Genomic DNA, 13,964 nt, shown 5'->3' with positions numbered 1-13,964 from the left:
TTACCATCCGATGGCTGCCCCGTCACACCGCGGATCGGTTCCGCCGCTGCGGAGGCCTCCGCTGTCTATTCCAATAACATGGGCATGGCCCATAATGCCGTCAAAAGCTGCCGCCGGCCGCACCAGATGCCCGGCACCGGCCAGCGCATCCAGCACCTGCTGCCCGGCGCGCTGCTCCACCTTCAGCTCCTGGGTCGGCTCTCCCCAGGTTCTGCCCCACACGAACCTTGGGGCACTCACTGCCTCCAGCGGATTCATGCCGTAATGCAGCAGCCTCGTCAGCAGCAGCGTCTGCGTCTGCGGCTGCCCTTCCCCGCCTTGTGTCCCGTACAGATAGGCGGGCCTTCCGTCCCGGCACGCCATCGCCGGCATCAGGGTATGGAATGTACGCTTGTGCGGCTCCAGTGTATTGATATGCCCCGGGTCCAGCGAGAAGAAAGAACCTCGGTTCTGCAGCAGAATACCTGTATCCCCGGCAACAACCCCAGAGCCGAATTCGAAATAGAGACTCTGAATGAACGATACCGCATTGCCTTCACTGTCCACTACCGCCGCATAAGCCGTATCCCTTCCGACCGGCTTACTTCCAATCGCCGCCGCACGGCTCATGGAGATGGAGGAAGCCAGCTGCTGCGCATATCCTTTATCCAGCAGCCGGTCCAGCGGAACCGGATGGTGAAGCGGATCCGTCAGCACCTGATCCCGGTCACGGAAGCTCAGCTTCAGCGCCTCCACCAGCAGGTGGTAATATTCATAGGAGCCATGCTCGATGCCGCTGAAATCAAAACGCTCCAATATATTAAGCGCCATCAGGGCTGCAAAGCCCTGCGAGTTCGGCGGCGCCTGATAGATGCTGTAGCCGTGATATTCGGTCGAGACGGGCTCAGCCCACTCCCCCTGATGACCGGCAAAATCCTCGCGGGTAAGATACCCGCCCGCAGCCCGCATATAATCGCTTATGTCCTGCGCAATCTGCCCCTTATAGAAGGCGTCGCGCCCGCCCGACGCCAGAGCACGCAGCGTACTTGCCAGCTGCGGCTGCACAAACCTCGACCCGGCAGCCGGCACCGCCCCGCCGGGCAGGTACACCGCCGCTGCGCCGGGACTCAGCGCGGCTCCGGCAAGCACGCTGCCCCCGTGCTGGTCCGGGGACAGCGGGAACCCCGCGGAGGCGTGGCTGATCGCCGGCTCCAGCACCTCCGCGAAGGCCAGGCGGCCGTATTCGCCCTGGACCGCCGCCCAGCTGTCCGCCATTCCGGGCACCGTAATGGCGCTGCGCACCCCGCGCCGGGGAATCGCAGCTTCCCCGGCATACAGGTCCCGGCGGACGCCATAGCCGGACCGTCCGCTGCCGTTATAGGCCCGAACGCGCCTTTCGCCCGCGCTGTACGTGAGCCAAAAGGCGTCGCCGCCCAGCCCCGTCATGTGCGGGTACACCACGGCCAGCGCCGCGCTGACCGCCACCGCCGCATCAAAAGCGTTGCCGCCTTTGTGCAGGATTTCCGCACCTGCGGCGGAAGCCAGGTAATGGGGGCTGACCACCATTGTTTTTGCACCGGTTACCGGCTGTTTCGTCATGCGCCATCCCCCTCTGCAGTTCGCTTAAAGTTACCGTCATTTAACCGTACAGCAAATTCCCCTGTCAATGCACTAAGAGCAAACTCAAATTCAGGACACTTCTTTTTGTATACGGTGCACAAAGATTCGGGCAAACCGCGTTAACCAGGTAGTTGACCGGCAACGGCTGGTATAGAATGTTCCAAAACCATGTTCCGTTTCAGCTGCTGCATAAATGTACTAACTTGCTGAAGTCCGGCTGTCCTGCATACATCTTTAGGAGGGATCCTGTGAAAAAAGCCAAAAATGATTATGTACAGCTTGCCGTTGCCATGTGCAGAACAGGCATCCTTGGCTACGGCGGAGGGCCTTCTGTCATTCCGCTGATCCGTCATGATGCCGTAACCCGGTACAACTGGCTGAGCGACGATGAATTCGGGGAGACCCTGGCCATCGCCAACGCCCTTCCCGGCCCGATCGCCACCAAAATGGCAGCCTATCTCGGGTACAAGCTGAAGGGAGTCCGCGGAGCCTTCCTCTCCGTTCTCGCCCACATTTTACCCAGCTGCATTGCGATGATCGCCCTGCTCTCTGCCGTCAATTACTTAAGCGGCTCCCGGACAGTAGCTGGTATGATTGCCGCAGTTTCGCCTGTGATCGCGGTTATGCTCGGGATGATGGCTTATGAGTTTGCCCAAAAGGCGTTTAAAGGACTGGGGAAATGGATCGGGGCTGCTTTTCTGCTGCTGGCCCTGTTGCTGCTGGAGGTACTGCATGTGCATCCGGCCATCGTCATCGTGCTTTTTCTGGGCTATGGAACCGTTCACTACCGGATACTCGCCAAAATGCACAGCAAGGGGGGAAGTGTATAAATGGAATGGCTTGAGCTGATTTACGGCTTTTTTATGGCGAATCTGCTGGGCTACGGCGGCGGCCCCTCCTCCATCCCGCTGATGTATGAGGAAATTGTCCCGCATTTCGGCTGGCTTACCGATGAGCAGTTCTCGAATATGCTGGCGCTTGGCAACGCGTTGCCAGGCCCGATTGCTACCAAAATTGCCGCTTACGTAGGTTACAATGTGTTCGGCTGGGCAGGTGTCGTCCTTGCTATTCTGGCTACAGTCCTTCCTTCGGCCGCCGCCCTGATCATCCTGCTCCGGATCATGCAGAAATACAAGCAGTCGCCTGTCGTTAAAGGCATGACGCTGCTTGTGCAGCCAGTTATTGCGGTTATGATGACTGTCCTCACGATTAAAATGGCCCAAGGCCCGGCAGAAGCCATCGGGATCTGGCAGACGCTAATCATCGCCGCTGTTGCTTTTTCCGCCATGAAGTGGCTGAAGCTGCATCCCGCGGTGGTAATCGTTGCCGCCTTTGCCTATGGAGCGTTCGTACTCCCTTATACCATCTGACATTGCCGCACAGAGATTATTTCAGGATATACTGCGACAGCACCGCCTGAACCTCATAAATATTGACCGATTTATTGAACGTCTTCTTTAGCGGCAGGCTACTGCCCGATACATACAGACACAGTTCCGCATCCAGATCGAAATGACCCGCCGTTTCCACGGAATAATGGGAGATGCTTTTATAGGGGATCGAATGATATTGTATTTTCTTACCGGTCACACCTTGTTTATCGATGAGAATCAGCCGCTTATCGGTAAAAATAAACATATCCCGGATCAGTTTGTACGCCCGCTCGATCCTCTCACCCGGAGCCAGAATCCGTGCATATTCGCGCTGTACATCAGCAAGCGCCACCTGGGTGGCATTCCCCAGAAGACCGTCAAAAATCGTCATATCCCCGCCTCTTTCCTCAGAAAGGTTTCCGGGCGCCGCCGCGCCCTTTTACATCCTACTTGTGCTGCCGAAGATATATGATTGCAGTGATCGGGCTTTTTTCGCTTGCATCTTCCAGCAATATTGGTTAAACTAACCTTAAATTTGTAAAAAGGAGGTGTGGGGAAATGGATCACAATGTGACTAATAGTGTTAATAGCCGGCTGATTACGATCATGTCTGGCATCGTTCATGTAAATGCCAACAACGGGAGAAGTCTGTCCATTTACAAGAACTCAATAACACTACACAATTGTGAAATGCCTTTCCAGCCACACTTCAACGGATAAGCTATACTGCCGGAGAATGTTCAGGGCCGCGGGGAAATTTCCTCGCGGTTTTTTTGTGTCCATTTTCGCCCCTCTATCCGGGAGAACAGCGGCTGCAGGCATTATATAAAGGAGAATACCTATGATTATCTCATGCCAAAATGTCCAGAAATACCACGGTGCCCAGCTTGTTCTGAGTGATATTACGTTCGATATCCGCCAGGGAGAAAAAATCGGCCTGATCGGCCGCAACGGCTGCGGCAAAACCACCCTGTTCCGCCTGCTGAGCGGAGAAGAACGCCCGGACCAGGGGCAGATTTCCATCCGCCGGGGCAGTATTGTCGGCCTGCTCGCACAGATTCAGGAGGCCGGGACCCGGGACACCGTCTATACCGTGCTCCAGCGCAGCTTCGCTGAGCCTCTCGCCTGGCAGAGCCGCCTGCGGGAGCTGGAGCAGCAGATGTCCGGACTGGACGCCGGGACGGATGAGGCCGCCTGGAACAGGCTGCTCAAGGAATACGGTGTCCTGCAGGAGAAGTTTGAGGCGGCCGGCGGATATGAAATCGACGCCTCCATCCAGCGTGTCGCCTCCGGACTCGGCATCGCCGCATCTCAATACGACCGCGAGTTCGCTTCTCTCTCAGGCGGCGAGAAAACCAAGGTCGGCCTGGCGGAGCTGCTGCTGCGCCGTCCGGATGTACTGCTGCTCGATGAGCCGACCAACCATCTGGATATGGGGGCCATCGAATGGCTGGAGCAATACCTCCTGGCCTATGAGGGCACCGTGCTCGCGATCTCTCATGACCGCTATTTCCTGGATGCCGTAGTCAAAAAGGTAGTCGAGATCGAGGATGGCGAAGCCATCACCTATCACACCAACTACAGCGGCTATCAGGTGGAGAAGGAAGCACGGCTGCTTCAGCAGTTCGCCGACTATCAGGAGCAGCAAAAAAAGATTAAGCAGATGCAGGAAAGCATCAAGCGCCTGATTGAATGGGGCAACCGCTCGAATCCGCCTAACCCTTCCTTCCACCGCCGGGCTGCTTCGATGCAGAAGGCGCTGGACCGGATGGTCAAGATCAAACGGCCGGTTCTGGAGCGCAAAGCGATGGATCTGCAGCTGCAGCAGGAGGACCGGACCGGCAACCAGGCTGTCATCCTCGACCGGATCAGCAAAAGCTACGGCAGCCGCCCCCTCTTCACCGGCGCCAGCGACATTCTGAGATACGGCGAAACGGCCGCGCTGATCGGCGGCAACGGTGCCGGCAAAAGCACGCTGCTGCGGATGATTCTCGGCCAGGAGACGCCGGACAGCGGAAGTTGTACGCTCGGCTCGCGGGCGGCCGTCGGATATCTGGCCCAGGAGGCTGTGCCCGAGGACGGCAAGCTGTCCGTGCTCCGCTACTTCCGCGAGGAAGCGGGGATGGAAGAGGGCGAAGCCCGCGGGCAGCTTGCCCGCTTCCTCTTCTACGGCAGCGATGTGTTCAAGACCATCGCCAATCTGTCGGGGGGAGAATGGACGCGGCTGCGCTTTGCGGTGCTGATGCACCGCCGGCCGAACCTGCTCATCCTGGATGAGCCGACCAACCATCTGGATATCGATTCCCGCGAAGCGCTGGAAGAAGCCTTGGAAGAATTCCCGGGGACCGTGCTGGCTGTATCCCATGACCGTTATTTCATCAACCGCTGCTTCGGCAAGCTGTGGGCGATCGAGAATGGCCGCTTCCGCGCCTTTAACGGCAACTATGAGTATTACAAGGAGAAGCAGGCTCAGGCGGAACAGGCTGCTGCCGCCGCTTCCAGCACACCGTCAGGTAACGGAAGTATGCCTGCCGGCAAGGGCGGGCTCCAATATCATGCACAAGCCCCGGCAAACGGTACAGCTTCCTCCCGTAAACAGCGCTCAGCTGCAGCCTGGGAGCAGGACATTGCCGCTGCCGAGGAGCGGCTCGGCCGGATCGATGCCGACATGCTGGCTCCCGGCATCGCCAGTGATGCAGTAAAGCTGGCTGAGCTGCAGCATACCCGTGACACAGCACAATCGGAGCTGGATGAGTTATACGCAGCCTGGATGGAAGAAACGGAGCAGTGAGTCCCCCGGGCAATATTTGCCCGTTACAACAATAAAAAGACAAGGGTGATAATAATGACTCAAAACACAGCAATATCTGAATATTGGAAAGCTTACGTAGAGGAACATCCGGAGGCGGCAGATCAATTTGACAGCGCCTGGGCCTTCGGTGACAATCCGCGGCTGGCGGATGAGCTGCTCGGACTCGTGCTGCAGGGAATCAAAACAGGGACCGCTTCTAATGAGGCCTTGTTTGAAATTCAAGAGCAGAAGCCTCCGTTTATTGGCGGATATTCGGTTCTGCTAGACGGTGAAGGTAATCCGCGGGCCATTATTGAAACGATAAAGGTAGAGACTGTCCCCTTCAACGAAGTGACCGCTGAGTTCGCCTACTCCGAGGGTGAGGATGACCGGTCCCTGGAGTCGTGGCGTTATGAGCACGAGGTCTATTTCACAAGAGAGTTCAAGCGTTACGGCATGTCCTTCGATCCGGCGATGAAGGTCGTGTGTGAGAACTTCCGTGTAGTGCATGTGAAGCAGCTCCCTTAACCGGAAGCCTAAAAGGCTGGCCCCTTCTCCAGAGGGCCAGCCTTGTTTTATAACAGTCATGCAGCAGTAATTCTGCCCAAACCAAAAAGGCCGCTTCTTTGTCACAAAGAAACAGCCTTTAACCATATAAATTTATTTAGTACAGCTTTTAGTCAGCGATGTGCTTACCGCCATATCCCCATGATCCAGCCGAATACCGAGATCCATAAGGGAATGCTGATCAGGACGCCCCATACAAGCCCGGTAGCAATATTGCCTTCGGCAGGACGTACTTTGCTCTCCTGCGTAAGCGGAAGTCTTAACTCTTCTTGTTCCATTGCGATCCCCTCCTAAAATATCTTATCGTCACAGTAGAGGAAAAAATGTAGACCGCCTGGCCTAAAAAGATAGAATTTCCGCAACTAATTTTTAGATACAAAGGCTCAGCGGTTTGTTTTGTAACTGCTTTCATAATAATTATTAACCAAATTTTGTCTAATAAAACTTATAAAAGCCGGTGTATTTTATTATATGCAGCAGATTAGTCCAATATGACTGGTTTTTGGGGATTTTTGAGGAATTCAAAGAGCGTTCTAATCTGCTTCTCTGTGTTACGTTCCTGGGATAGCTCGGGAAGTTCATTTTCCGCAAAAAAGCCTACTCCATCCGTCTCTACGCCTTCGGCTGCTTCTCCGCCTGTAATCCGGCACAGAATAAAAAATTTGTAGACATGATACGGCTCCGGCGGATGATCATGGAACTTTTTGTCCAGTACCGCCAGCAGCCGCAACGCCTCCGCCTGATACCCCGACTCTTCAGCAATCTCCTTAACCGCTACTTCACTCGGCGACAGCCCGACATCCCCCCAGCCTCCGGGTAACGCCCAGTTCCCGTCCAGCTTTTCGCGGACCAGCAGAATCTTGTTGTCCTGGAAAATAACCCCGCGGATATCCACCTTTGGCGTGCAATAGCCCTCATCCCCGGCAAAAGCAAGCCGGATCTTCTCCTTGCTCTCATAGGTATAGTTCGCCAGAATATCCACACTCAGCTCACGCAGCGCCTGGTAACGTTCAATATCATAGACATCCTTCGCGTATGTAAGCCCGGTCTGGGCAATGGCCTGGATTTCTTTGGCCCATGTTAACCATTTCTCTTCCAATGCTCGTACCTCCACTCCAAGGATAATATAATATGGTGAGCTGCCTTTACACGCACAGCATCAAATGGCGGGAAAAGGCGCCCTTGCGGGCCACACAGCGGTCGATAATCTCAAATCCGGCCTTGCTGATCATCTCATCCATCGCCTCTATCGCTACTACGACAACCCGGTCAGCAATTCTGCGGGCGTTGACGAGAATCTCAAACTGCTCCTCCGGCGTAATGCTGGAGTACAGATTATAGGGCATGTCCACAATCGCTGCCTCGTAATGCTCCGTGATGTCTGCGATATCCCCTAAAGTGACCGGGGCATCAAATCCGAAGTGGGCAATGTTGGTCCGCGCCCCCTGGGCAATGAACGGATTGATGTCCCGGCCGACGATATCGATTCCCATGGACAGCGCTTCGATCATGACCGTTCCGATGCCGCAGCAGGGATCAATGGCCCGGATACCGGCCGGATCGGGTACAGCCATGTTGACTGCGGCGCGGGCTACACGTGTGCTGAGGGCAATGGAATAGCTGCGCGGCTTCTTGATCTGGCGGAACCAGGTCGCATTGTTCTTATGGTAGGCTCCGAAATACCAGCGGCCGCCCAACGTCACGATGCCGTATACCAGCTCCGGATGATTCACATCCGCTTCCCCTTCGATACGCAGGCCGATTTCCCGCTCGATCACCCTGCGTTCATTGTATTCTATTTTACGCTCGGGCGGCAGATCGTTGGTCTTCACAAAAATGACCTTGAACGTCTTTCCGTTCAGTTCAACCTGCTCCGTCTGGTCATAAATCTCCGGCAGGCTGTCGCCTGTGTACATAACCTCGATCATTTCCTTGATGAACGGGCTGCGGCTGGGCTCTATCCTGATTCCGCTCCCGAAAATCCCCGGCGGGATGTCCTTCCCGAACAGGCAGCGCAGCTCCATTCCGCATAAATCCTGCTCGTCACCCGAGCACGCATACGTATAAATATAAGCAGGATCTGCTTCCTGCCGGTTTAATTGTCTTTCCTGCTCCTTGCCTGGTTCCATGTTCACTGGCACTGTCACTTCCGCTCCTGTCTGCTCATGAGTCAGTTAAGTCTAGCACGGTTATGGGGCGTAATCAATAACTGCAAGTCTGCTTTGATTCCGGGAGCTTCTCCAGTATAATGGAGGCATTACACTGCCAAACCAGCCGGTGGTCAATTAACGGCCCGGTTTGAGGTTTTGAGCTTTACCTGACGGTTATGCGCAGCGAAACTCCAAGGAGGTACATATCCCTTATGTCCTATGAACAATATTTTCAGGCTGAGCGTGAAGCCCAGCTGGACGACCTGAAGCAATGGCTGTCCATTCCGAGTATTTCCGCCCTTTCTGTACACAAGGAGGACGTTCAATCCGCCGCTATCTGGCTGACTGAAACCCTGAAGCGCGCCGGACTGGAAAACATCGAAATCCATCCTACAGCAGGACATCCGGTCGTTTATGCCGATTACCTGCACGCTCCGGGAAAACCGACTATTCTGGTTTACGGCCACTATGATGTCCAGCCGGTTGATCCGCTGAATCTGTGGACCACCCCTCCGTTTGAGCCGCAGATTCGTGACGGCAAGCTGTATGCGCGCGGAGCAACGGACGATAAGGGCCAGGTGTTCATGCACATCAAGGCCATTGAGGCCATTCTCAAGCAGGAAGGCACTCTGCCAGTCAACATCAAGCTTTGCATCGAAGGCGAAGAAGAAATCGGCAGCGTGAATCTGCCCCCGTTCCTGGAAGCCAATCAGGACAAGCTGGCGGCGGATGCCGTGCTCGTATCGGATACCGCCCTGCTCGAGCGCGGACGCCCGGCGATCTGCACCGGACTGCGCGGCTTATGCTCCATGGAAGTCAGCGTTCATACTGCTTCCACCGACCTCCACTCCGGCTCGTACGGCGGCGGAGTACCTAATGCACTGCATGCCATTGTGTCCCTGCTCAGCTCATTGCACGATGACCAGGGCCGCGTAGCTGTGGAAGGCTTCTATCAGGGCGTGCCTGAGCTATCTGCTGCTCTGCGTGAGGAGTTCGCCAAGCAGGGCGTAAACGAGGAGAAGATCAGAGAATCCCTCGGTCTTGAGCAGTTGTACGGAGAAGACGGCTACAGCTTCGTTGAACGGGTCGGTGCCCGTCCGACCCTTGAGCTTAACGGTGTCTACGGCGGATTCCAGGGTGAAGGCGGCAAGACCGTCATTCCTAAGGAAGCCCATGCCAAAATCACCTGCCGTCTCGTCGGTGACCAGGACCCGCAGCATATCCTTGACGCTGTGGAAGCCCATCTGAAGGCCAACATCCAGAAGGGCGCTACCGTAAAAGTGAAGCAGATGGAAAAAGCACGTGCGTTCAACATTGATCCGTCCGATCCGATTCTGCAGACCGCAGCGGATGCTTTTGGCAAAGTCTACGGTACACGCGCCCTCTTCACCAAGGATGGCGGTTCGATCCCGATCATGGAGAGCTTCTCCCGCATCCTGAAGGCACCGGTTGTGCTGATGGGCTTTGGCCTGGATGACGAAAATCTGCACGCTCCGGATGAGCATTTTAACCTGGAGAACTTTGATAAAGGCCTGCTGACCATTGTCGAGTTCCTTAAAACCGTCTAATCCCGGTTAAACACAATAAAAGCCAGGGCCTCCGCACAACACGGGGACCCTGGCTTCTTTTTTACAGAACTACAGTATAAAAGCCTTGGAGATGATGACCAGCAGAATAAACAGGACCAGAATTGCAGTCGCAGAAGTCATTCCGCCGAAGCCTCCGCCATAACCAGCAACGTTCTCGCTCATGGATTCTTACCTCCTTTGCAAGTGGGTACAGCTTAAAATATGCCTGCAGGCTGTATATTGACTGGGTTCACAGATAAAAGCACCCTATTTCAGGCTTTACTGAATGAATCATTCTACCGGAGACGCAAAAAAACCCTTGCTGCGCAAGAGTTCGTGAATGTAATATTGGAGCGGGTGATGGGAATCGAACCCACGCTATTAGCTTGGAAGGCTAAAGTTCTACCATTGAACTACACCCGCGTAAATACAATGAAGACAAAGAGTATTGTATCATCCCACAGAATAAAACGCAACCCTATGGCTATTGTATTTTACATTTGTACCGGTATACCAAGCAGAGGCTTCAGGAAGGCCGCTTCAAATTCTGCCGCTTTGATCGGCTTGCTGAACAGATACCCCTGGGCTTCATGACAATGCTGCTGGCGCAAAAAGTGCAGCTGGTCCTTGTTCTCCACGCCTTCTGCCGTAACCTTCAGCTTCAGGTGATGAGCCATTGATGTAATTGTAGAAACAATAGCCGCATTATTGCTGTCCTCCATTACATCGGAGACAAAGGAACGGTCAATCTTCAGCCGGTCTATCGGCATGTTCTTCAGATAATGCAGCGAGCTGTACCCTGTGCCGAAGTCATCTATGCTGATGAAAACTCCCAGCCGCTTCAGGCGGTTAAGCTGGTCGAAGGCAGTCTCCTTGTCCAGGGTCATGCTCTCCGTGATCTCCAGATCGACATAGCACGGATCAAGTCCGATCTCCTGCAGAAGGGCGTCTATTTTGCCGGCGAGGTTCGGCTGCAGAAATTGGCGCATGGACAGGTTAACGGATACGCAGATGTGCCGGTATCCCGCCAGTTGCCATTCCCTGTTCTGCTGGCAGGCTGTCCGCAGCACCCAGTCGCCGATCGGAACGATCAGCCCGCTCTCTTCGGCAATCGGGATAAACTCGACGGGCGAGACAATCCCCCGTTTGGGATGCTCCCAGCGCAGCAGTGCCTCCATGCCGACAATTTCTTCTGTTTCGAGCTTTACCTGAGGCTGATAGACAAGATAGAATTCATTCCGCTCCAGCGCCCGGCGCAGATCATTTTCCAGCTTCAGCCGTTCTTTGGCCTTCATCTGCATGGACGGGATATAACGCCGGATTTCCACATTCTGCTCTTTGGCATTATGCACTGCCGTATCCGCATTCTGAATCAGCTGCTCTGCTGTATTTCCGTCTCCGGGATAAATGCTCATCCCCAGGCTTAACGAAATATGATACTCTCCGGATTCGAGCTGAACGGGTGTTTCAAACAGCTGCAGCAGCTTGGATGCGCGGACCAGGCAGCTTTCCACCCCTGTCCGTTCTGTCATCAGGAACGCAAACTCATCCGCCCCCATGCTGAACAGCTCCTCATGCAATTTTACCTCACTCTGAATACGCTGGGCCACGAGCTGCAGCAGAAGATCACCGGCATTATGACCAAGGGAGTCATTGATATTTTTGAAATGGTTGATGTTCATGATGGCCACCGCCGAGAAACCGCCATTCCCTTTTGCTTTTACACTATGGGCCATCATTTCTTCCACACGCTGCATCAGCCGCCGCCGGTTGGGCAGGCCTGTCAGATCATCATGATAAGCCAGATAGTTAATTCTTGCTTCAGCCTGCTGGTTTTCATGAAACGGTTCTTCAATCGTCAGCCGGTAAACCCCGGTCAGCATCAGATAATAGGCGACCCCGCTGCTAAGCATGCCAAAGAGATTATCCATCTCCCCCACACTGAGCAGATTCATGAAGAATACCTGGGCCAGCGCAAAAAAGATTAAAGCACGGATAATAATGAGCATTGAAGCGGATTTTTCAATTCTGCCCGGATATACGATCATTCCCACGCTAAGCAGATAGATAAACAGAACCGCCATATCTACCAGATGCTTGACCGTACCAAGCCATGAGGAAGCCTGTAATTCCGGTGCAAGGACATCACTGAATACCAGCACCAGCAGTGAGAGAGCGATAACGACAAGGGACACAGTAAGTACTTTTTTCTTGCCTCTTACAGATACCGGCTCGTCTTCCTTGCTAAATATAAACAGGATGCCTAGGGCGCTGGCCAGACGCGAGAAGGTAAGCAGCCAGAGGGACTGGTCCAGACTGATGATCGAGGAGATTGCCGGTATACCCACAAAGCTCAATGTGTGTAAAAAATCAAAGGTGCACACCCCTAAAAACAAAGCGGAGATGTACAGTCTGGATTTGGATAGTGTATCGGAGAAAAACAGGCTGCCTTGGGCAAAAATCGCAAAACCGAATGCTATATTGCAGCAGCCTATTATAAGATAGAGCGCCAGCATTACATCCTGGTTCTCAATCTGGCTAAGCGGAGTACGGAAAATCTGAATCAGAAGGAACAGCACCGCCCCTAAAACTGCTGCCTGAATTGTCTTTCTCTCTTCTTGTCTCATAAGTCCCTCGCGTCTGAAAAATGATATCTATGATTAGTATGGATAATGTATTCAAGCCCTTCTATAAATATCGGCTTTAAAGTCCCGTAAAGTTACATTCCCCCCATACAATATAAAAGAAAAAGCACTGCCCCCGATTAGAGGTCAGTGCTTCAGCCCAGATAAAAGCTATTTATCCCCGAAAGTAACCTCAGGTGTTGTCAGCTTATCATAAAAGTCAACAGCCTTATCCTTGTCTTCCGATGCCCGCAGCGCCATCGCCGACCGCGGATGCTCGTCCAGGGTACCCGTAATCATGTAAGGAATGATATACCCCCACTCTTCCTTTTCGCGGAGCGGAATCATCAGCTGCTCAATAATATTAAGCACCGGGCGCAGCGTATATTTCGTGTTCTTCAGGTGGGTAACCAGCAGTTCGGTCGGGCAGTTGCCCGCGGCACGCCCCATTCCGTAACAGGATGCATCCAGCAGTTCTACTCCGAGCTCTGAAGCAATAAGAGTATTGGAGAAGGCCAGCTGCAGGTTGTTATGAGTATGCACGCCCAGTCGTTTGTTTGGAAGGTGGGTTTTGAACTTGTCCACCAGGTATTTAATGTCATTGTGATCCAGGCTGCCGTATGAATCTACAATGTATACCACGTCTACAACGCTGTCGCGGATCATGTCAAAGGCTTCCAGAAGCTCATTCTCCATTACATTGGACAAAGCCATAATGTTAATGGTCGTTTCATATCCGCGGTCATGGAAAATCTGCACCAGCTGCAGCGCCTTGTCCACATCCTTGCTGTAGCAGGCCACACGGATCAGATCCAGCATGCTCTCGCTGCGCGGCAGAATATCATTTTCATCGACCCGGCCGATATCAACCAGCGCCGACAGTTTGGTATTGCCCTTTTGAGGAATAACCTTGCGCAGAAAATCATCATTCAGGAACCGCCAAGGTCCGGCGCTTTCCGCCCCCTTTAGCAGCTTAGGGGAATTTTTATAGCCGATTTCCATATATTCAACACCAGCCTCGTTCAGACCGGCATACAATTTTTGTACAAACTCGACGCTAAAATCCCAGTTATTAACAAGTCCTCCGTCACGGATGGTACAATCGACAATTTTACTCTGATTATTCTTCACAATTTGTTCTCCCTTCAGCGTATCCTTCATTATTTCCGCCAGCATAAGCTTACTATGCAATCATTATCGTACAATCATACTTTAATGAAGAATAAAATGTAAAGATTATTCTGCTATCTTCCATATCTGTTTTCAGTCCGAACGACCGTGATTAAAATCAT

The 13,964-nt window shown here is 53.6% G+C and carries 13 protein-coding genes and 1 tRNA gene; 5 read left to right on the top strand and 9 right to left on the bottom strand.

The annotated features are described in order from the left end of the window. On the bottom strand, positions 1–1,578 hold the full coding sequence (gene ggt / locus AC4G46_RS06990) for a gamma-glutamyltransferase (RefSeq protein WP_491127278.1): 1,578 nt from the start codon (positions 1,576–1,578) through the stop codon (positions 1–3). Positions 1,579–1,847: 269 nt separating this feature from the next. Between ggt and chrB the strand changes: the two genes are divergently transcribed. Continuing rightward, positions 1,848–2,429, top strand: coding sequence for a chromate efflux transporter ChrB (gene chrB / locus AC4G46_RS06985; RefSeq protein ID WP_491127277.1), 582 nt, complete (start codon positions 1,848–1,850; stop codon positions 2,427–2,429). Then, a complete protein-coding gene (chrA, locus tag AC4G46_RS06980; protein WP_491127276.1) occupies positions 2,430–2,969 on the top strand; it encodes a chromate efflux transporter ChrA in 540 nt (179 codons plus the stop codon). A gap of 16 nt (positions 2,970–2,985) precedes the next feature. Here chrA and AC4G46_RS06975 read toward each other — a convergent pair whose 3' ends face one another. Beyond that, on the bottom strand, positions 2,986–3,363 hold the full coding sequence (locus AC4G46_RS06975; protein WP_491127275.1) for a PH domain-containing protein: 378 nt from the start codon (positions 3,361–3,363) through the stop codon (positions 2,986–2,988). A gap of 450 nt (positions 3,364–3,813) precedes the next feature. On the opposite strand from AC4G46_RS06975, the gene abc-f reads away from it, so the two are divergent. Beyond that, the gene (gene abc-f, locus AC4G46_RS06970; RefSeq protein ID WP_491127274.1) at positions 3,814–5,763 is read left to right on the top strand and encodes a ribosomal protection-like ABC-F family protein; all 1,950 of its coding nucleotides are present in this window, start codon (positions 3,814–3,816) and stop codon (positions 5,761–5,763) included. A 54-nt stretch (positions 5,764–5,817) separates the two neighbouring features. Beyond that, positions 5,818–6,291, top strand: coding sequence for an ASCH domain-containing protein (locus AC4G46_RS06965; RefSeq protein ID WP_491127273.1), 474 nt, complete (start codon positions 5,818–5,820; stop codon positions 6,289–6,291). Positions 6,292–6,455: 164 nt separating this feature from the next. Here AC4G46_RS06965 and AC4G46_RS06960 read toward each other — a convergent pair whose 3' ends face one another. The 3 genes from AC4G46_RS06960 to AC4G46_RS06950 all read right to left on the bottom strand — a co-directional run bounded on the left by AC4G46_RS06960 (position 6,456) and on the right by AC4G46_RS06950 (position 8,459). Continuing rightward, the gene (locus AC4G46_RS06960) at positions 6,456–6,608 is read right to left on the bottom strand and encodes a hypothetical protein (protein ID WP_157889922.1); all 153 of its coding nucleotides are present in this window, start codon (positions 6,606–6,608) and stop codon (positions 6,456–6,458) included. A 203-nt stretch (positions 6,609–6,811) separates the two neighbouring features. Beyond that, complete coding sequence (locus AC4G46_RS06955) at positions 6,812–7,429, bottom strand: NUDIX hydrolase (protein WP_491127272.1); 618 nt, start codon at positions 7,427–7,429, stop codon at positions 6,812–6,814. A gap of 46 nt (positions 7,430–7,475) precedes the next feature. Then, positions 7,476–8,459: a TRM11 family SAM-dependent methyltransferase gene (locus AC4G46_RS06950; protein ID WP_491128808.1), complete on the bottom strand. Its 984-nt coding sequence runs from the start codon at positions 8,457–8,459 to the stop codon at positions 7,476–7,478. Positions 8,460–8,692: 233 nt separating this feature from the next. Between AC4G46_RS06950 and AC4G46_RS06945 the strand changes: the two genes are divergently transcribed. Further along, positions 8,693–10,048, top strand: a complete 1,356-nt coding sequence (locus AC4G46_RS06945) for a dipeptidase (RefSeq protein ID WP_491127271.1) — start codon at positions 8,693–8,695, stop codon at positions 10,046–10,048. A 69-nt stretch (positions 10,049–10,117) separates the two neighbouring features. Here AC4G46_RS06945 and AC4G46_RS06940 read toward each other — a convergent pair whose 3' ends face one another. The 4 genes from AC4G46_RS06940 to AC4G46_RS06925 all read right to left on the bottom strand — a co-directional run bounded on the left by AC4G46_RS06940 (position 10,118) and on the right by AC4G46_RS06925 (position 13,833). After that, on the bottom strand, positions 10,118–10,231 hold the full coding sequence (locus AC4G46_RS06940) for a YjcZ family sporulation protein (protein WP_491127270.1): 114 nt from the start codon (positions 10,229–10,231) through the stop codon (positions 10,118–10,120). A 166-nt stretch (positions 10,232–10,397) separates the two neighbouring features. Beyond that, a tRNA-Gly gene (locus AC4G46_RS06935) sits at positions 10,398–10,471 on the bottom strand. 71 nt (positions 10,472–10,542) lie between these two features. Beyond that, positions 10,543–12,675: a putative bifunctional diguanylate cyclase/phosphodiesterase gene (locus AC4G46_RS06930; RefSeq protein ID WP_491127269.1), complete on the bottom strand. Its 2,133-nt coding sequence runs from the start codon at positions 12,673–12,675 to the stop codon at positions 10,543–10,545. 168 nt (positions 12,676–12,843) lie between these two features. Further along, positions 12,844–13,833 carry an aldolase catalytic domain-containing protein gene (locus AC4G46_RS06925; RefSeq protein ID WP_491127268.1) on the bottom strand — a complete coding sequence of 330 codons (990 nt, stop codon included), beginning with the start codon at positions 13,831–13,833 and terminating at the stop codon, positions 12,844–12,846. Positions 13,834–13,964: the final 131 nt, after the last annotated feature.

Source organism: Paenibacillus sp. fava2, assembly GCF_058313675.1.
Note: the sequence above shows the minus strand (reverse complement) of the source record. Positions and strands in the feature narration are given on the sequence as shown.